The organism is uncultured Sphingomonas sp. (genome assembly GCF_964237335.1).
Taxonomy (GTDB): domain Bacteria; phylum Pseudomonadota; class Alphaproteobacteria; order Sphingomonadales; family Sphingomonadaceae; genus Sphingomonas.
In genome coordinates this window covers 60,463-78,193 of record NZ_CAXSHM010000009.1, presented here as the reverse complement: position 1 = coordinate 78,193, position 17,731 = coordinate 60,463, and the positions used below count along the sequence as shown (strand labels likewise).

19 protein-coding genes, 1 tRNA gene and 1 pseudogene are annotated in these 17,731 nt (G+C 70.2%); 13 read left to right on the top strand and 8 right to left on the bottom strand.

Features of this window, described 5'->3' with window-relative positions; translation table 11 throughout:
* Positions 1–42 precede the first annotated feature (42 nt).
* A tRNA-Trp gene (locus tag ACFE65_RS06895) sits at positions 43–119 on the top strand.
* 196 nt (positions 120–315) lie between these two features.
* On the opposite strand, the gene ACFE65_RS06890 is transcribed toward ACFE65_RS06895, so the two are convergent.
* Positions 316–2,679, bottom strand: a complete 2,364-nt coding sequence (locus ACFE65_RS06890; RefSeq protein WP_375381608.1) for a putative bifunctional diguanylate cyclase/phosphodiesterase — start codon at positions 2,677–2,679, stop codon at positions 316–318.
* Positions 2,680–2,921: 242 nt separating this feature from the next.
* Positions 2,922–4,691 (bottom strand): fatty acyl-AMP ligase, encoded by a 1,770-nt coding sequence (locus ACFE65_RS06885; RefSeq protein ID WP_375381607.1) that lies wholly within the window; start codon positions 4,689–4,691, stop codon positions 2,922–2,924.
* A 99-nt stretch (positions 4,692–4,790) separates the two neighbouring features.
* On the opposite strand from ACFE65_RS06885, the gene ACFE65_RS06880 reads away from it, so the two are divergent.
* The 5 genes and pseudogenes from ACFE65_RS06880 to ACFE65_RS06860 all read left to right on the top strand — a co-directional run.
* A complete protein-coding gene (locus ACFE65_RS06880; RefSeq protein ID WP_375381606.1) occupies positions 4,791–5,408 on the top strand; it encodes a RecX family transcriptional regulator in 618 nt (205 codons plus the stop codon).
* 20 nt (positions 5,409–5,428) lie between these two features.
* Positions 5,429–6,004: a cold-shock protein gene (locus ACFE65_RS06875; protein WP_375381605.1), complete on the top strand. Its 576-nt coding sequence runs from the start codon at positions 5,429–5,431 to the stop codon at positions 6,002–6,004.
* Positions 5,994–6,482: a DUF192 domain-containing protein gene (locus tag ACFE65_RS06870; RefSeq protein ID WP_375381604.1), complete on the top strand. Its 489-nt coding sequence runs from the start codon at positions 5,994–5,996 to the stop codon at positions 6,480–6,482. Before ACFE65_RS06875 ends, ACFE65_RS06870 begins: the two co-directional genes overlap by 11 nt.
* A gap of 43 nt (positions 6,483–6,525) precedes the next feature.
* A complete protein-coding gene (locus tag ACFE65_RS06865) occupies positions 6,526–6,921 on the top strand; it encodes an NADH:ubiquinone oxidoreductase subunit NDUFA12 (protein WP_375381603.1) in 396 nt (131 codons plus the stop codon).
* A 224-nt stretch (positions 6,922–7,145) separates the two neighbouring features.
* Positions 7,146–7,379: pseudogene (locus ACFE65_RS06860) on the top strand (DUF2155 domain-containing protein); the annotation flags it as partial.
* A 35-nt stretch (positions 7,380–7,414) separates the two neighbouring features.
* Here the strand turns inward: ACFE65_RS06860 and aat are convergent.
* From aat to ACFE65_RS06830, 6 genes are all read right to left on the bottom strand, one after another.
* Positions 7,415–8,170 (bottom strand): leucyl/phenylalanyl-tRNA--protein transferase, encoded by a 756-nt coding sequence (gene aat / locus ACFE65_RS06855; RefSeq protein ID WP_375381602.1) that lies wholly within the window; start codon positions 8,168–8,170, stop codon positions 7,415–7,417.
* Entirely contained in the window at positions 8,167–8,874 is a 708-nt protein-coding gene (locus ACFE65_RS06850) for a ParA family protein (RefSeq protein ID WP_375381601.1), read from the bottom strand. Before ACFE65_RS06850 ends, aat begins: the two co-directional genes overlap by 4 nt.
* 137 nt (positions 8,875–9,011) lie before the next feature.
* Positions 9,012–9,440 carry a hypothetical protein gene (locus ACFE65_RS06845; RefSeq protein WP_375381600.1) on the bottom strand — a complete coding sequence of 143 codons (429 nt, stop codon included), beginning with the start codon at positions 9,438–9,440 and terminating at the stop codon, positions 9,012–9,014.
* Between the two features lie 43 nt (positions 9,441–9,483).
* Positions 9,484–9,975, bottom strand: a complete 492-nt coding sequence (locus ACFE65_RS06840) for a DNA-deoxyinosine glycosylase (protein WP_375381599.1) — start codon at positions 9,973–9,975, stop codon at positions 9,484–9,486.
* Positions 9,972–10,376, bottom strand: a complete 405-nt coding sequence (locus tag ACFE65_RS06835; RefSeq protein ID WP_375381598.1) for a type II toxin-antitoxin system VapC family toxin — start codon at positions 10,374–10,376, stop codon at positions 9,972–9,974. Before ACFE65_RS06835 ends, ACFE65_RS06840 begins: the two co-directional genes overlap by 4 nt.
* Complete coding sequence (locus ACFE65_RS06830) at positions 10,373–10,648, bottom strand: type II toxin-antitoxin system VapB family antitoxin (protein WP_375381597.1); 276 nt, start codon at positions 10,646–10,648, stop codon at positions 10,373–10,375. Before ACFE65_RS06830 ends, ACFE65_RS06835 begins: the two co-directional genes overlap by 4 nt.
* Before the next feature lie 98 nt (positions 10,649–10,746).
* Between ACFE65_RS06830 and ACFE65_RS06825 the strand changes: the two genes are divergently transcribed.
* The 7 genes from ACFE65_RS06825 to ACFE65_RS06795 all read left to right on the top strand — a co-directional run bounded on the left by ACFE65_RS06825 (position 10,747) and on the right by ACFE65_RS06795 (position 17,600).
* A complete protein-coding gene (locus ACFE65_RS06825; RefSeq protein ID WP_375381596.1) occupies positions 10,747–11,769 on the top strand; it encodes a cysteine synthase A in 1,023 nt (340 codons plus the stop codon).
* Between the two features lie 39 nt (positions 11,770–11,808).
* Complete coding sequence (locus ACFE65_RS06820) at positions 11,809–12,093, top strand: hypothetical protein (protein ID WP_375381595.1); 285 nt, start codon at positions 11,809–11,811, stop codon at positions 12,091–12,093.
* Positions 12,094–12,306: 213 nt separating this feature from the next.
* Positions 12,307–12,801: a division/cell wall cluster transcriptional repressor MraZ gene (locus ACFE65_RS06815; protein WP_375381594.1), complete on the top strand. Its 495-nt coding sequence runs from the start codon at positions 12,307–12,309 to the stop codon at positions 12,799–12,801.
* Positions 12,798–13,763 (top strand): 16S rRNA (cytosine(1402)-N(4))-methyltransferase RsmH, encoded by a 966-nt coding sequence (rsmH, locus tag ACFE65_RS06810; protein ID WP_375381593.1) that lies wholly within the window; start codon positions 12,798–12,800, stop codon positions 13,761–13,763. The genes ACFE65_RS06815 and rsmH overlap by 4 nt, the downstream gene beginning before the upstream one ends.
* Complete coding sequence (locus ACFE65_RS06805) at positions 13,760–14,470, top strand: hypothetical protein (protein WP_375381592.1); 711 nt, start codon at positions 13,760–13,762, stop codon at positions 14,468–14,470. The genes rsmH and ACFE65_RS06805 overlap by 4 nt, the downstream gene beginning before the upstream one ends.
* A complete protein-coding gene (locus ACFE65_RS06800) occupies positions 14,467–16,191 on the top strand; it encodes a peptidoglycan D,D-transpeptidase FtsI family protein (RefSeq protein WP_375381591.1) in 1,725 nt (574 codons plus the stop codon). The genes ACFE65_RS06805 and ACFE65_RS06800 overlap by 4 nt, the downstream gene beginning before the upstream one ends.
* Positions 16,188–17,600, top strand: a complete 1,413-nt coding sequence (locus tag ACFE65_RS06795) for a UDP-N-acetylmuramoyl-L-alanyl-D-glutamate--2,6-diaminopimelate ligase (protein ID WP_375381590.1) — start codon at positions 16,188–16,190, stop codon at positions 17,598–17,600. Before ACFE65_RS06800 ends, ACFE65_RS06795 begins: the two co-directional genes overlap by 4 nt.
* The last annotated feature ends 131 nt before the right edge of the window (positions 17,601–17,731 follow it).

Sequence of the window (17,731 nt, the reverse complement as noted above, 5' to 3'; positions counted from 1 at the left end):
GTCTTGCGGATCGCGTCCGTGCGCGCTAACCGACCGAAGCGTAGGGGTGTAGCTCAGTTGGTTAGAGCGTCGGTCTCCAAAACCGAAGGCCCTCGGTTCGAGTCCGAGCTCCCCTGCCACGCCGCAGCGTGCGACGCGAAGCGGCGTTCCAGCGCAAGGCCGGCCGGCGCGGCTTGCCGCGATCGACGTCACGGGCTTCGCCCGTGACCGGCCACACTATTTTACCGCCGATGCGCAGGCCGTCACGAGAGTAAATCCCGTGACGTCGGACGGGTTCGCTCGCGCGACCCGCTGGCCGGCCGGGTCGGTCGCTGGCTACGCCGCGACCGACCCGGCGTCGTTCCACCGGCGCTGCGTCGCCAGCGCGCGGGCTTCGGCGACCGGTAGCGGGCGGCCGAAGTAATAGCCCTGCACCTTGGTGCAGCCGTATCCCTGCACCATCAGATGCTCGGCCTCGGTCTCGACGCCCTCCGCGGTCGTCGCCATGCCGAGGCTCTGCGCCAGCGCCACCACCGCGCGGATGATCGCGATCGCCTCGCGCGAGCCCTTGGACGCGCTCTGCACGAAGCTGCGGTCGATCTTGATCGACGAGAAGCGCGTGCGCGAAAGGTAGCCGAGCGAGGAATAGCCGGTGCCGAAATCGTCGAGGCTAAGCCGGACGCCGAGGTCGAGGATCCGCTCCAGCACCTGGACCGCGCATGTTCCCTCCTTCAGGAACACGCTCTCCGTCACCTCCAGCTCCAGCCGCTCGGCGGGCAGGCCGCTCTGCGCGAGGGCGGAGGCGACCAGCGTCACGAAATTGGGATTGTGGAGCTGCTCGGGCGAGACGTTCACCGCGACGCGGATCGAGTCGGGCCAGCGCGCGGCTTCCTCGCAGGCGGTGCGCAGGACCCATTCGCCGATCGGCGCGATCAGCCGCGTGTCCTCCGCCAGCGGGATGAACTTCATCGGCGAGATGCTGCCAAGCTCGGGGTGGATCCAGCGCAGCAGCGCCTCGAACCCCGTGAGCTTGCCGGTGCCCGCGTCCACCACCGGCTGGTAGTGGAGGTGCATCTGCCGCCGTTCGAGCGCGCGGCGCAGCTCCATCTCCATCACCCGCCGCTCTTCCGCAACGACGTGGAGCTGCGGCTCGTAGACATGGTAGCTGCCGCCGCCCGCGTCCTTGGAGCGATACAGAGCGAGGTCGGCGGAGCGGACCAGCATCTCGGCGGTGCGCCCGTCGCGCGGGCCGGTCGCGACGCCGACGGAAGCACCGATGTACAGCGTGTGCTGATCGACCTCATAGGGACGCGACAGCGTCTCGATGATCGTGCGCGCGAACGTCTCGACCGCGGCGGTGTCCGTCGCGTCGCGCACGACGACCGCGAACTCGTCGCCGCCCAGCCGCCCGACCAGCTCGTTGGCGGACATTATCTGGGACAGTCGCTCCGACACCCGGCCGAGCAGCCGGTCGCCGATCGGATGGCCGAGCGTGTCGTTCACCGCCTTGAAGCGGTCGAGGTCGATCATCATGAACGCGCAGCGAGTCGACCATTTCTCCGCCTCCGTCATCGCGCGGGTCAACGCCTCGTTGATCGCGAGGCGGTTGGGCAGGCCGGTCAGCGTGTCGTACCGGGCCATGCGGTTGATCTTGTCCGCGCTCGCCCGCTGCTCCGTCACGTCGGAGCCGACGCCGCGGAAGCCGATGAACGCGCCCCGCTCGTCGAACCGGGGCGAGGCGGCGATCTCCCACCAGCGCTCCTCGCCGTCGACGGTCACCGGCAGGCGCAGGTCGCGGAAGCTGTCGCGAGCCTTCAGCCGATCGGCGAGATCGCGCAGCCCGGCGGCGAAATTGCCCGCCTCCCACGCCGGGCCGGCGAGCACCTGGAGGAACGGCATGCCGTCGATGGCGACGGGGTCGAGCCCGCAGGCATAGGCGAAGCGCGGCGTCGCCTTGACGATCCGGCGGGCCGCGTCCGTCTCCCACAGCCAGTCGGCGCCGCTTTCCTCGAACTCGCGCAGCAGCAGGCTGACGGTCTCGTCGCGCTCGGCGAGCGCGAGCTGCCCCGCGCGCACCAGCACCAGGCTGCGCGCGCGCATCAGGCAGGCGAGCATCAGCAGCGCGACGAACAGCAGCGTCGCGCCGGCCAGGACATGCGCCCGCACCAGCATCAGCTGGAGCGCCACCGCGAGGCCGATGCTGCCGAGGAAGATCAGCGTCGACATCGCGAGCGGCGCGAGCGCGATGGCGGACGCCGTCATCAGCACCGACAGCACCATCCACAGACCGAAGGCGGCACCCGCGCTCGCATGGACGTCGAACGCGAGCGGCGGGATCGACCAGACGGCCGCGAGCGCCAGTCCCTCGAGATAGGTGTCGCGGATGTCGCCCGCGGTGGCCGCGCTGTCGGTGGTGTTGCGCGAGGCCAGGCGCCGGAACGCGACGGCGGCCGCGACGGCGGCGGTCAGCGCGCCCCAGGCGCCGAGCTCCCAAACCGGCACGACGCCTGCGAACACGATCGCCACCATCGCCGCGCCGATCACATGCGCGGCGAGGTGGAACAGCGCGAACTGACGCCCCGCCCGCAACTGGAACGCGCGGATCAGCCCCCAGTCATGCGATTGGGCAGGGGTGGTGAGCCCGAGCAGCGCTCGGGTATCGACAAGGGTCTCGGAAGGATCGGGCCTGTTCACCAGCATAGATTAGTACAGGCTGGTTACCGGTTGGTTTCTCTCGACCACGGATTAAGGGTTAACCGTGGGGTAAATCATTTCCTTCTCAGATGGATACGCTCGATCAATGAGATCCTCCCTCGCCAAGGGGAGGTGGCACGCGCAGCGTGACGGAGGGGGGAGGACTTGCTGCCGACGGCTACTCTCCCCTTGTTGGGAAGAGTCTGCGCCGAACAAGCCATGTTGGAGCAGCCTTCGCCGCGAAGTGCCTAAGCGGCAATCGCGTACGGCTTGATCTCGCCGGCCAGATACAGGTTGCGCGCCTTCGCGCGGCTGAGCTTGCCCGAGCTGGTGCGCGGCAGGGTGCGCGGCGGGATCAGCTCGATCACGCAGTTCATGCCGGTGACCGAGCGTACCCGCTCGCGGATCTCCTCGCGCAGACGAACGCGCTCCGCCTCATCGGAGCTGCGGCACTGGACGAGCACCGCCGGCGTCTCCTCGCCGCCGGGCGTCGTGATCGCGAAGGCGGCGATGTCGCCGGCCTTGAAGCCGGGCAGCTGCTCGACGGCCCATTCGATGTCCTGCGGCCAGTGATTGCGGCCGTTGACGATGATCATGTCCTTGGCGCGCCCGACGATGTAGAGATAGCCGTCGCTCATGTACCCCATGTCCCCCGTGTCGAGCCACCCGTCGATCAGGCAGGCCTCGGTCGCCTCGGGATCGCGGAAATAGCCGGCCATCACCGACGGGCCGTGACACCACAACTTGCCGATCGCGCGCTCGGGCAGGTCGGTCCCGTCCTCCTCGCGGATCGCCAGCGCCATGTCGCGTACCGGCCGGCCGCAATTAACGATCGCGCGGTAGCGCTGAGGCCGCCGGGCGCCCCCACCCCCATTGCGGTCGTCCAGATCGCCGCCCGAGAGCTGCGTCTCCTCGACCAGTTCGGCGCGGATGCCTTCGCCCGGCGGCATGATCGACACCGCCAGCGTCGCCTCGGCCAGGCCATAGCTCGGCAGGAAGGCGGAGGCCTGGAAGCCCGCGGGCGCGAACGCGTCGACGAAGCTCTGCATCACGTCCGGGCGGATCATGTCGGCGCCGTTGCCCGCGATCCGCCAGCGTGACAGGTCCAGCCGATCCTCGACCCGGCTCTGGCTGCCGATCCGGCGCGCGCAGATGTCGTAGCCGAAGGTGGGGGAATAGGAGAGGGTGGTGCCGTCGTGCCGGCTGATCATGTCGAGCCAGGCGAGCGGGCGCCGCGCGAAATCCTCGGTCTTCAGATAGTCGGCCGACACCTGGTTGGCGACCGGGGACAGCAGGCAGCCGACCAGGCCCATGTCGTGATACCAGGGCAGCCACGAGACACAGCGGTCCCCGGGTCGGACCTCCATGCCGTGGCTGTGCGCAGCCAGGTTGTTGAGCAGCGCCGCATGGGTGATCGCGACGCCATGCGGGAAGCGCGTCGACCCGCTGGAATATTGCAGATAGGCGATATCGCCCGGCATCGCCGTCGGGAGCGGGGCATCGGCGGCGGCTCGGCTCGCGAAGCTGTCCCAATCCTCGCCCTCGACGCCGGCCAGCCGCGCGGCCTCGCCGGCCATCGCCGCCAGGTCGGGCGGGTAGATCAGCATCACGGGCGTGCAGCTCGCAAGCTGAGTCCGCAATTGATCGATGTACGAGTCGCGACCGCCGAACGAGGTGGGCAGCGGCAGCGGCACCGGCCAGGCGCCGGCATAGACCGCGCCGAAGAACAGCGCCGCGAACTCCGGGCCCGTCTCCGCCACCAGCCCGACCCGGGAGCCGGGTTCCACGCCCGCGCCGATCAGCCGGCGGGCGGTCGCGATCGCATGGTCGCGCAGCTCGCGGAACGGGTAGGCGCGGACGAGGCACCCGCGCGCGTCGTGGAAGTTCAGCCCCTTGTCGCCGGCGGCGGCATAGTCGAGCGCGTCGCCCAGCGTCGCGAAGTCGGCGAACCGGCGGGGCAGCGTGTCGTCAGTGGCCGTCGCCACCTGCGCTCCCGATCCGTTCGTGCCGTCCGCCATGTGTCCTTGCCTCTATCGGCGGCCACCTGAGCCGCTGCCCGCGAACGACGCGACCATGCAGGTTCGCAATCCCCAACCAGTGTGGCACAATCATGGCGCATGCCGCTCCGCTCCCGTGACCAGTCCCGTTTCCGTGCCAATTCTGGCGCCCGCTCCGCCGACCGCCGCCCCGTGCCGCCGCTCGATGCCGCGGCGCTGGACCGGCTTGCGCTGCGCTACGTCGAGCGGTTCGCGACGACGCGCGGGCGGCTGGCGGACTATCTGCGCCGCAAGCTGCGCGAGCGGGGCTGGGCGGACGAGGCGGTGCCGCCCGATCCCGAGGGGGTGGCCGGGCGGATGGCGACGCTCGGCTATGTCGACGACCGCGCCTATGGCGAGGGCAAGGCGGCGGCGATGGCGCGACGCGGACTGGGTGCGCGGCGCGTCGGCGGCGCGCTGCGGGCGGCGCGGCTCGACGCGGACGATCTGGAGGCGATCGCGCCGGAGATCGCCGACCGGGCGCTCGACGCCGCGCTCGCACTGGCGCGTCGGCGACGGATCGGGCCCTATGCGGCCGAGCTCGCGGACCGGCCTCTGCGCGAACGCCAGCTTGCGGCGATGCTGCGCGCGGGCCACGAGCTGGGCCTGTCGCGACGGATCGTCGGGGCCGCGCCCGGCGACCTCATCCGGGACGCCGCGCACGGTTCGGGTGATTGCGATGTGGACGAACCGTGCTAGCGTCGCGACGAGGAACGGTGATGCAGAGCGAGCCCGATGGACACTCTCACGGCGACCCTGCGCCGATCCCGGTCCGCTCCGGCCCGGACGGCGACGGCGAACGTCATGGCGGGGTGCTCAAATGGTTCGACGCGACCCGTGGCTTCGGCTTCATCGTCGCGGACGGTGAGATCGGCGATATCCTGATCCACTTCTCCGTGCTCCAGCCGCTGGGCCGGCGATCGCTGCCCGAGGGCACGCGCGTCGAGGTGACGGCGGTGCGACGCGACCGGGGGCTGCAGGCGCTGGAGGTCGTGTCGTTCGACGAAAGCCGGGCGGTCGATCCGTCGCGTGACCAGGCCGGCGCGGACCGCGTCGACCCGCTGGCGCTGATCGGCGATGCCGGCCCGTTCGAACGCGTGACGGTGAAATGGTTCAACCGCCTGAAAGGCTACGGCTTCCTGGTGTCGGATGCGAGCGAGGGCGACATCTTCGTCCATATGGAGACGCTGCGCCGGGCCGGCATCGACGATGCCATGCCCGACGATCGGCTGCGCGCGCGGATCGTCCAGGGCCGCAAGGGGCCGCTCGCGGTCGAGGTGCAGGATGATGGGTGACGTCGCGCGTCGGCTTGCAGTGACGCTGGCGCCGAGCCTGATGCTGCTGGCGGCGTCCTGCGGCTCGGGTTCGGGCGGGCAGGCGGGCGGGCCCAAGACGCTCGCGGTCACGATCGCGACGACCGGCGGCGCGCATGTCTTCCTGGTCGAGCAGGCGAAGACCGCCGCCGAGCAGGAGCGCGGGCTGATGTTCCGGACCAGGATCGCGGCCGACGGCGGGATGCTGTTCTGGCCCTATCCACCTGAAGGTGGCGCACCCCGTGTCGCGAACTTCTGGATGAAGAACACGCCAAGCCCGCTCGACATCGCGTTCATCCGGCCGGATGGCACGATCGCGCGCATCGCGGAGAACGCCGTGCCGTTTGACGAGACGCCGCTGTCGTCGGGCGAGCCGATCGCCGCGGTCCTGGAACTGCGTGGCGGCCGGGCGGCGGAGCTCGGCATCGCGGAAGGCCAGAAGGTGAGCTGGCCGAAGTAGCAGCGAGGTTGTCGGCGGGCTGTCACCGCGATAAGCCGCAGTCATGAGAAAATTGGGCAACCCCCTCGCCTGGTGGACTGGCGCGACCTGGACCACGCTGCTCTTCGGCCTGCGCGGCAAGAAGGAGGTGGGCACGGACCATCTCGGCAACGTCTATTACGAAGGCGGCAGCGATACCGCTGGCAATCCCCGCCGCTGGGTGATCTATGACGGCGCCAACGACGTCAGCCGCATCCCGCCCGAGTGGTTCAGCTGGATGCATCATCAGGTCGACGACGTGCCCGACCGCGCGCTTCCGCCACTCCAGCGGTGGCAGAAACCGGCGCTGCCCAACATGACGGGAACGGCGCTCGCCTATCGTCCGCCCGGTGCGCTGGAAAAGGGCGGCCACCGCGCCGCCGCGACCGGCGACTATGAAGCGTGGACCCCGGACGCGTGAAGTTAAAGCTGAGCGGTTCGGGCTCGCCGGACCGCAGACTGATCGCCGGCGCGGTAGTCGTTGCCGCGCTGGCCGGCGGCGGCTGGTGGGCGGTGTCCCATCGCGGCGACTCGCCGACCGCGGTGACGGTACCCATCCCGACGGCGACACCCATCGCGACCGCCGTGGGCGGTGTGCAGCCGGCGGGCGGCTCGGCGGTGCCGGTGGGCCAGGGGGGCACGCCGATGGTCGAGCGCGTCGCGGTGATCGGCCTGTTGAACAAGCGCAACGGCGCCAGCCGCGACCTGACGCTCCGCCCCGGCCAGGCGATCCGCGTCGGCAGCGTCGTGGTCCGGCTGCGCGCATGCGAGCAGACCGCGCCCTGGGAACAGGAACAGCTGACGGGCGCGTTCGTCCAGGCGGACGTCGAGCAGGTCGACCGGCGCTGGCGGCGCGTCTTCTCGGGTTGGCTCTACAAGGAGCGGCCCGGCCTCAACGTCGTCCAGGATCCGATCTACGACGTCTGGACCAAGAGCTGCACGATGTCCTTCCCGACGACCGGACCGGACACGACGGTAGTATCGGGTGCTGGCGCCGGAGATGGCGTAGCGCGGTCGAGCCGGAAGAAGTCGCCGGCCGCCGATGACGACGGCGCGCCGAGCGATGCCGCACCGGCCGCCGGCCCGACGACGCCGGTCAAGGCGGCGGACAACAACGACACGTAAGCGGCGCGCCCGATCTCGACCGCGCCGAGGCTCGAGAGATGATCGGTCTGGAACTGACAGTCGAGCAGGTCGAACCCCCCGGCGCGCAGCCGCGCGACCAGCCACGCCAGCGCCACCTTGGACGCGTCCCGCTCCCGCGACACCATGCTCTCGCCGAAGAACGCGCGCCCGAGCGCCAGGCCGTAGAGGCCGCCGACCAGCCGATCGCCGTCCCAGCATTCGATCGAATGCGCGAAGCCCATCGCGTGGAGGGTCAGGAACGCACGCTCGATGCCGGGGTTAATCCACGTCTCGGGCCGGCCGGGCACGCTCTGTGCGCACAGCTGGATCATGTCGGCGAAGGCGGTGTCGGCGGTGACGCGGAACCGGTCGGCGGCGATCGTCTTGCGCAGCGACTTCGACAGGTGGAAGCCGTCGAGCGGCAGGATTGCGCGGCGGCGCGGCTCCACCCAATAGACGCCGTCCGCGTCGCGGCTGTCCGCCATCGGGAACACACCCACGGCATAGGCGCCGAGCACCAGTTGCGGATCGAGGACGTCGCTCATGCCGCCAGCCGCGACTCGACCGTGCGCCACAGCTCGGCGAACGCGCGCGCCGCGGGCGAGCGGGGCGCGGCGGCGACCACCGGCGCGCGCGCCGCAGTGGCGGCCTCGATCGCGCTCGCCATCGGGATCGTCGGCCAGTCCGGACGCGCGGCGAGCGCCGCGGCATGCAGCCGGCGGCGACGGTCGACCATCGAATAGACGGGCATCAGCGGCCGTCGGCCGCGCAGGTGACGTTCCACCTCCTCGAACGCGCGCGTCGCGAGCGGCGCGGGCACGACCGGCACCACGATCAGGTCGGCGGCGGCAAGCGCCTGTTCGGCCGTCCCCGCAAGCCCGGGCGGACAATCCAGCACCACGCGGTCATAGCCGTCGAGCCCCTCGATCAGCCTCGCGAGCCGCTTGCGCTTGCCCAGATCGTCCAGCAACCGGTCCAGCCCTCGCAGCGACGCGTCGGCGGGAACGAGGTCGAGCCGCGGCACGGGTGTCGGCACGATCGCGCGCGTCACCGCGACGTCGCGCGAGAACAATGCGCTCGCGCGATCCTTCGCCGGCGCGGCGTGGAGCAGCCAGCTCGCCGCGCCTTGCGGGTCGAGGTCCCACAACAGGGTCCGGCGCCCGCTCGCCGCGGCGCAGGCGGCGAGGTTGACGGCCAGCGTCGTCTTACCGACCCCGCCCTTCAGGCTGTATACCGCCACCGTCGCCATGACGGCAGAGTGGCGTGGGCGGGGACCGGCGGCAAGCGCGATCTCGCGGGGTAGACTTGGCGGGGCCGGCGGCAAGGAGGAGCCCGCGCGATGGTCCCACGCGGGCGATGGGTCGGTGGATCAGGCCTAGGCGACGATCAGATGTGGCAGGTCAGATCCTTCTTGCCCGGCTGCTTCAGCTCGATCTTCTTGTCGTCGCCCTTGATCTGATAGCCACCGTCAGCCGTGAACGGATCGCCCGCCTTCGCGGCGACGAGGCGCGTGGCCGGGCCGTCCTTGGCGGTCTGCAGCGTCGCCTGGGTGTTGCCGGTGTAGAAGTTGACGTAGACGAGGCTGTTGTCCCCGGTGCAGCGCATCGTGACCGATGCCTTGATCGACGGCGGCAGCTCCACAGGCGCGGCGTTTGCGACCTGGTTGGCCAGCGGATCGGGCGGCGTCTCGTCTATGACGGTGGGGGCCTTGCTCTGGCAGGCCGAGAGGGCAAACAGCGCGAGCGCCGCGGCGGAGAGGGGGAGGGGGAGCTTCATGGCCCCCCATGCTTCGCCCAGCGGGCGCGATGCCGTCAAGTGCATCGCAGCAAAATCGCTGCATTGCGGTAATGCGCCGCGCTCATCCGGTCAGAAAGGCGGCCAGCGCGCTCCAGGCCGGCAGCTTGGCCGCGACCCCGATCGTGTGCAGTGGGCTGGAGGAGGGCAGGGGCACAAGGTCAAGGCCGGTGGCGCCGAGCCGCGATCCGCCGACCGCCGCAGCGGTCGCGCCGTTGAACGCGACCGCGCGCAGGGCGGGCAATTTTGCGACCAGCGCCGCCAGGTCGTTCGCCTCCACCTCCCGGATCGCCGCGTCCGTACTGCCGGCCCGCCGCGCGGATGCTATCACGTCCCATAGCGCGACGCGCGCCTCGACCAGCGTCGCCAGCCGGTCGTCGTAGCCGAGTGCGGGCAAGTCGCGGCCGACGACGGGCGACATCAACCGCCAGAACTGGTTTTGCGGATGCGCATAGTATCGCCCGTCAGCCAGCGACCGCTCGCCCGGCAGGCTGCCCAGCACCAGCAGCCGCGCATCGGCGCGCGCCACCGGCGGAAACGACGCCTTGCGGGTCACGATGGGGGAAGGGCGGGCGTGATGTCGGTGTGTGTAAAGTCGTCGCCCTTGAACAGCAGCGGCTCGCCCGTCGCCTTGGCAAGTGCATAGGCGAAACAGTCGCCGAAGTTTAGCTGCGCTCGATGACCGGAGCCGATGCCGAAGGTCCGGTATGCTTCATGGCCGATGATGGCCTGCTGCGCCGTCACTGGTTCAATCGTGATCCCGAACTCTCGTCGAACCGCATCAAGACGATCTGAGGACAAAATGGTTAGTTGTCGCCGGACGGCTACGGCCCCAAGTTCGATCCAGGATCCTGCAGAGATCTTGGCCGTCGAAGCGGACGCCAGAGCATCGGCGATGTTCCGGCGTTCTACCTCGCGCAATAAAATTGCGACAATGGCCGATGAGTCCACGATCATCTGGCGAAGCCGTCCGGTTCGTTATCATCGTAGATCGAGTCCATCAGCTCCTTGGATGTCATTGCCTTCACGGCATCCGGAAGTTCGGCATAGATCTCGTCCGCGAGGGCCAGCATTCGAACAACTCGCGTCCCGCGCTCCACGTCGCGCGCCCGGACCTTGTCCTCGAGCGCGTCGCGGATAGTCTCGGTCACCGTCTTGCCGAGCTGCCGCGCCAGATCGCGGGCGATCGTCACCGTCCGCTCGTCCTTGATGTTGAGCTGCACGCCCATGGTATACCTCCGAGAGCATCGTCTACCACCGCCGCCACTTGGCCGCAACGAAGGAGCATAGGCTTGGCCGGGCAGAACCCGTCCGCTATTTCGTCGCCATGCACATCGCCCCCGATACGCTCGCCCTCATCGGCAACACTCCGCTCGTCCGCCTAGCCGGTCCCAGCACCGCCGCGGGGTGCGACATCTTCGGCAAGTGCGAGTTCACCAATCCCGGCGCGTCGGTGAAGGATCGCGCGGCGTTGTTCATCGTCCTGGACGCGGAGGAGCGCGGCGTGCTGGCGCCGGGCGGGACGATCGTCGAGGGGACGGCGGGCAACACCGGCATCGGCCTGGCGCTGGTCGCCAACGCCAAAGGCTATCGCACGGTGATCGTGATGCCCGAGACGCAGAGCCGGGAGAAGATGGACACGCTGCGCGCGCTTGGCGCCGAACTGGTGCTGGTCCCGGCCGCACCCTATTCCTCGCCCTGCCATTTCGTCCACACGTCGCGGCGGATCGCGGAGGAGACGGAGGGCGCGGTCTGGGCCAACCAGTTCGACAACGTCGCCAACCGCCGCGCGCACGTCGTCGGCACCGCCGAGGAGATCTGGACCCAGATGGAGGGCCGGATCGACGGCTTCACCTGCGCGGTCGGCACCGGCGGCACGCTGGCGGGGGTCGGTCTCGGACTGAAAGCGAAGGACGAGCGCGTGACGATCGCGCTGACCGATCCGCACGGCGCCGCGTTGTACGACTGGTACGCGTACGGCGAACTGCGATCCGAGGGCTCGTCGGTCGCCGAGGGGATCGGTCAGGGTCGGATCACCGGTAACCTGGAAGGCGCGCTCATCGATACGCAGTTCCGCGTGAGCGACGAGGAGGGACTCGCATGGGTCGACCGCCTTTTGTCCGAGGAAGGGCTCTGCCTGGGCCTGTCGTCGGGCATCAACGTCGCGGGCGCGGTGCGGCTCGGCCGCGCGCTGGGGGCGGGCAAGCGGATCGTGACGATCCTGTGCGACACGGGCTTCCGCTATCTGTCCACCCTCTACAATCGCGAATGGCTGACGGCGAAGGGGCTGCCGGTGCCCGACCGGCTTTCCCCGGATCGCTCAGCCTCCGATCGGCCTGCAAGCGCCTGATTCGACAAACGTCCTTCTCCACCTTACCAGTCCGGCGAGATGAAGACCGTCCATGAACCGGGGCAGTCGATGCAGCGCGTCAGGGTCGGGGTAACCGGTCTTGCCATCGTCCTGCTGCTGATCGGCCTCGCCTCCGCGATCCTGCGATCCGTGAGCCATGAGCGCCCGGTCGCACTGTCCGGCGCCTCCAAGTCGGACGTGGTCGCCAACATCGCCGCCGTCAACGAGACCGATCCGGCCGGCGAACCGCTGGCGGAGATCGGAGTCGCTCCTGCCGGTCAGGGCAACAGCGCGGCGACGACAGATACCGCCGTGCGGCGGTGATGCGCGCGCTCTGAGGCGCGCTACCGACATCCTGATCTATGCTGGGAAACCCGACGGTACCCAGGTTTTCCCGCGATTTCCCGTTGCGTCCCAAATTGACCCCTGTTAGTCTTCGGGTCAGGGGCAAACCTCCCATCGACGGTCTGATAACCGGTGCACGACAGGGGTCGTGTATCGGATCGGAGAGGTTTGCGCGCCGGGTACGAGGCAGGCGTGAACGAACGGGGGCTGTATCAGGGATCGGGTCTCGGCCTTGTCGATGACAAGGGGCGGGTCGCCATTCCCGCCGCTCTCCGCGCGACGCTGGCGCTCAACGCGCCGCGCGCCGACGGCAAGGACGGCGGCGTCGTCGTGGTCGGCGTGCATCAGGACGCGCCCTGCCTCGTCGCCTACGACCAGCCTTATACCGCGACCCTCAAGAGCCAGCTCGACGTGCAGGAGCTCGACGCGCCGACCGGCCGGCGCGACTTCAACGTCAAGCGCGCGGCGGCACTGGGCGAGCTGGTGCCGTTCGACGGATCGGGCCGCTTCATCCTGCCCGAGCTGCTGCTGTTCCAGGCGGGCATCGCGCAGAACGCGTTCTTCTATGGCGTGTTTGACTATTTCGAGATCTGGGACCCCAAGGCGCTGATCGGCTTCGACGGCATTCCCGAGCCGGTGAAGAGCGCCTGCCGCTTCTATTGCGGCAAGAAGGGGATCGCGTTGTGAATCCCGAGCCGTCCCCGCATGTCCCCGTCCTCCTCGACGAGGTGGTCGCCGCGCTCGCGCCTTTGGATGGCGAGACGATGGTGGACGCGACGTTCGGCGCGGGCGGCTACACGCGCGCGCTGCTGGCGGGCGGCGCGAGGGTGTTCGCGTTCGACCGCGATCCCGACGCGGTCGCCGCCGGCCGCGCGATGGAGGCGGCAGAGGAGCGGCTGACGCTCGTGCCCGGCGACTTCTCGGCGATGGCGGCGCAACTGGCGGCGCGCGACGTCTCGACCGTCGACGGTGTCGCGATGGATATCGGCGTGTCGTCGATGCAGCTCGACCGGGCGGAGCGGGGCTTCTCGTTCCAGGCCGACGGCCCGCTCGACATGCGGATGAGCCGGGAGGGACCGAGCGCGGCCGATTTCCTCAACACCGCCGACGAGGAAGAGATCGCCGACGTGCTCTATCGCTATGGCGACGAGCCGCGGTCGCGCCGGGTCGCGCGCGCGATCGTCGCCGCGCGGCCGCTGACCCGCACCGCCGAGCTGGCGAGCGTCGTGCGCCGCGCGCTCGGCCACAAGCCGCACGAGAAGAAGGACCCGGCGACCCGGGCGTTCCAGGCGATCCGCATCCACGTCAACCGCGAGCTCGGCGAGTTGGAGGACGGACTGCTCGCCGCCGAGGGCCTGCTGGCGCCAGGCGGGCGGCTGGCGGTGGTGACGTTCCACAGCCTGGAAGACCGGGTCGTGAAGCGCTTCCTGCGCGCGCGTTCGGGGGCCACGCCGGCCGGCTCGCGCCATCGGCCAGCGCCGGTTCAGGCCGGCGCGCCCAGTTTCGAGAACGTCGGCCGCGGGGTGCGTGCCGGCGAGGCGGAGGTGGCGCGTAACCCGCGCGCCCGCTCCGCGACGTTGCGGACGGCGCGGCGCACGGCGGCGCCTCCGTGCGATCACACGTTCGACCACAAGGGAGAGACGGCATGACCGCGGCGTACCGCCTGAAGGGGTTCGGCTGGTTCGGGGCAAGCACCGCTATCGTGCTGGGCTTCTACCTCGTGTCGCTGCAGGTCGCCTCCGAGCGCAAGAAGCTGGAGCATCTCGACGCCGACATCACCTCGACGCAGCGCGACATCCGGGCGCTGGAGACGGAGTTCGATACCCGCGCCAACCTGGCGCAGCTCGAGCGGTGGAACGGCGACACGCTGGCCTTGTCCGCGCCGCAGCCCGCCCAGTTCCTGCGCGACGGAGCGGAGCTCGCGAACGCCGACGTCGTGAGGGGGCCGGCCGTCGGTCCTGCCGTGCGCACGGCGGCGCTGATCGTGCCGAGCTTCGTCACGCCGGCGCAGACCGTGTCCGCGACTCCGGCGCCGGTTGCGGCCGCCGCAGTGGCGAGGGTCGTGGCGCGTCCTGTGTCGGGAACCATCCAGGTCGCTCAGAATAATGCCGCCCCGGCGCCGCGACCCGTTCGCGCGGCGCTCGCCCGGATAGCGGCGAAGCTGCCGCGTTTTGCGCTTACCCGCGCGTCGCTCGACGCCGAGGCCGAGCGGCCGGCCCTTCGCCCAGCCGCGGCGATGGCGGCGGTCGTGCGCGCCCGACCGCAGATGGCGCTGCTCGACCGCAAGCTGCTGAGCGACACGACGCTGCGCGACCTGACGGGCGGCGCGCGGGCGGAAGGAGGCAGGCTGCGTTGAGCATCGCGCTCGCCCGGCCGCTCCCGAGCCGCAACGTCGGCGGGCAACGGCAGCAGCTCGTCCAGACCGCGCACATGCGGCTGATGATGCTGATGTTGCTGTTCGCCGCGGCGGTGCTACTGGTCATCGGCCGGCTGGCGATGCTGGCAGTGTTCTCGCATCCGGGCGACGGGACGGGTGTGCTGGGCGCGGCGCCGCGTGGTGACATCGTCGACCGCAACGGCGAGCCGCTGGCGCGCACCATCGACAGCTACGCGATCGGGATCCACCCGGGCGCGATCCTGGGCGACCCGACCGAGATCGCGGGCAAGCTCGCCGCGCTGATGCCGGAGCATAGCGAGGCGTTCTTCTATAGCCTGCTGACCAGGAAGGTGTCGTTCACCTATCTCCAGCGCCGGGCGAGCCCCGCGCTGGTGGAGGCGGTGAACGCGATCGGCGAGCCCGCGATCATCTACGAACATGACTCGCAGCGGCTGTACCCGCAATCGACGATGGCGGCGCATGCGCTCGGCTTCCTGTCCGTCGAGGGCAAGGGGATGAGCGGGATGGAGCGGGTGCTCGACGAGCGGCTGACCAACCCCGCCACCGCAGGCCGGCCGGCGGTGCTCTCGATCGACTCCCGCGTGCAGGCGGCGATGGAGAGCGAGCTGTCGCACGCGAAGGACAATTTCCAGGCGCGCGGCGCGGCGGGCGTCGTGCTGGACGTGCGGACGGGCGAGGTGATCTCGCTGGTGTCGCTGCCTACCTTCAACCCCAACCGCGTCGGCATGTCTGGCACCGAGCAACTGCGCAATTCGGTGACGCAGAGCGTGTTCGAGCTGGGATCGACGTTCAAGCCGATCACGATGGCGACCGCGATCGACGATGGCGTCGTCACCTCGATGGGCCGGCGCTTCGATGCGACCGCGCCGCTGAAGGTCGGGCGGTTCACGATCCACGACGAGAAGGGCGATCCCAAGCGCTGGCTGAACATCCCCGAGACGCTGATCTATTCGTCCAACGTCGCGACCGCGCGGATCGCGGACGAGGTCGGCGGGCCACGGTTGCAGCAGATGTTCCGCCGATTGGGCTTCGACACCAAGCCTGACATCGAGTTGCGCGAGAAGGGCCATCCGCTGTGGCCGACCTATTGGGCGCGCACGACGACGATGACGACCGCCTATGGGCACGGCATCGCGGTGACGCCGCTGCACCTCGCCAGCGCCTATGCCGCGCTGGTCAACGGCGGGATCTGGCGCCCTGCGACGCTGATGAAGCTCGCACCCGGGCAGGCGCCGGCGGGACGGCGCGTCATCACCGAGGCGACGAGCGCGCGGATGCGCCAGTTGCTGCGGCTGGTCTGCCTGTACGGCACGGGCCGGAAGGGCGACGCGCCCGGCTATCGCGTCGGCGGCAAGACGGGCACGGCCGAGGCGGCGTCGAACGGTGGCTACGACCACCACCGCAACGTCGCGACCTTCGTCGCCGCCTTCCCGATGGACGCGCCGCGCTACGTCGTGCTCGCGATTCTCGACTCGCCGCAGGCGACCAAGGAGACGTTCGGCTGGAAGACCGCGGCGTGGAACGTGGCTCCCGTGGTGGGCCGCGTGATCGCGCGCACCGGTTCGCTGCTCGGCGTGACGCCAGACGCGCGGCGCGAGGTGGACCTTACCGATCTCCAGCCGATGCTGTCGCTGGTGGCGGGCGCGACGACGCTGCCGACCGGCGGGGAGGAGCAGTGAGGCTGTCGGCGCTGATCGACGGCGCGCCTGAGCTACCGGTCACCGGCTTCGCGATCGATCACCGCAAGGTCGCGCCGGGAACGGTGTTCGGCGCGTTCGAGGGCGGATCGGTCAACGGCGAGGATTTTATCCCGGCGGCGATCGCTGCCGGGGCGATCGCGGTGGTGGCGCGAGCGCACGCGCGTGTCGAGGGGGCGCTCCACGTCGCCGGCCCGGAGCCACGCGAGACGTTCGCGCACCTCGCCGCCCGCTTCTTCGCGCCCTTTCCCAAGACCTGCGTCGCGGTGACGGGCACCAACGGCAAGACGAGCGTCGTCGAGATGACGCGCCAGCTCTGGCGGATGGCCGGGCAGCATGCCGCCTCGATCGGCACGCTTGGCGTCACCACCGCCGACGAGCGCGTTTCCACCGGCCTGACGACGCCCGACGTGGTGACGTTCCTCTCCAACGTCGCGGGCCTGGCGCGCGAAGGCGTGACGCATCTGGCGTTCGAGGCGTCGAGCCACGGCCTGGCGCAGCACCGGATCGATGGGCCCCGCATCGCCGCGGCGGCGTTCACCAACCTTAGCCGCGACCACCTCGACTATCACGGTGACATGGCGAACTACTTCACCGCCAAGCTGCGGCTGTTCGCGCAAGGGGTGGCGCCGGACGGCGCGGTGGTGGCGTGGGCTGACGACCACCAAGCGGCGCGCGTGATCGATCTGGCGCGCGAGCGCGGCCTCCGGCTGCTGACGGTCGGCGAGCATGGCGACACGCTGCGGCTGGTGGGACGCGAGCCGACGCTGCTGGGGCAGGGGCTGACGATCCTGGCGGACGGGGCCGAGCACCGCGTCGCGCTGCCGCTGATCGGCGCTTACCAAGCGGCGAACGCGCTGGTCGCGGCCGGGCTGGTGATCGCGACCGGCGGCGACGTGGCGGCGACGCTGGCGAACCTCGCGCGGCTGCAACCGGTACGGGGCCGGCTGGAGCGCGCAGCGATCGCCGCGTCGGGGGCGCCCGTGTACGTCGACTATGCCCATACGCCGGACGCGCTGGAAGCGGCGATCGCGGCGCTGAAGCCGCATGCGACGGGGCGGCTGATCCTGGTGTTCGGCGCCGGGGGCGATCGCGATCCGGGCAAGCGGCCCGGGATGGGATTGGCTGCCGGTGCTGCCGATATGGCGATCGTCACCGACGACAACCCGCGATCCGAGGACCCGGCCGCGATCCGCACGGCGGTGCTGGAGGGCGCGCCGGGCGCGCACGAGATCGGCGACCGGCGCGCGGCGATCACCGCCGCGATCGCGATGGCGGGCGCGCAGGACATCGTGCTGGTGGCCGGCAAGGGGCATGAACAGGGCCAGATCGTCGGAGACCGCGTGCTGCCGTTCGACGACGTGGCGGTCGCCCGCGAGGTGACGCGATGAGGCATGATGAAAAGGACGGTTCCGTGAGTGACTCCCCATCTTCCGTTCGTCCTGAGCCCGTCGAAGGGCTGCCTTCTTCTTCGGCGGAGAAGGACACGGCTTCGACAAGCTCAGGCCAGACGGACAAGGCG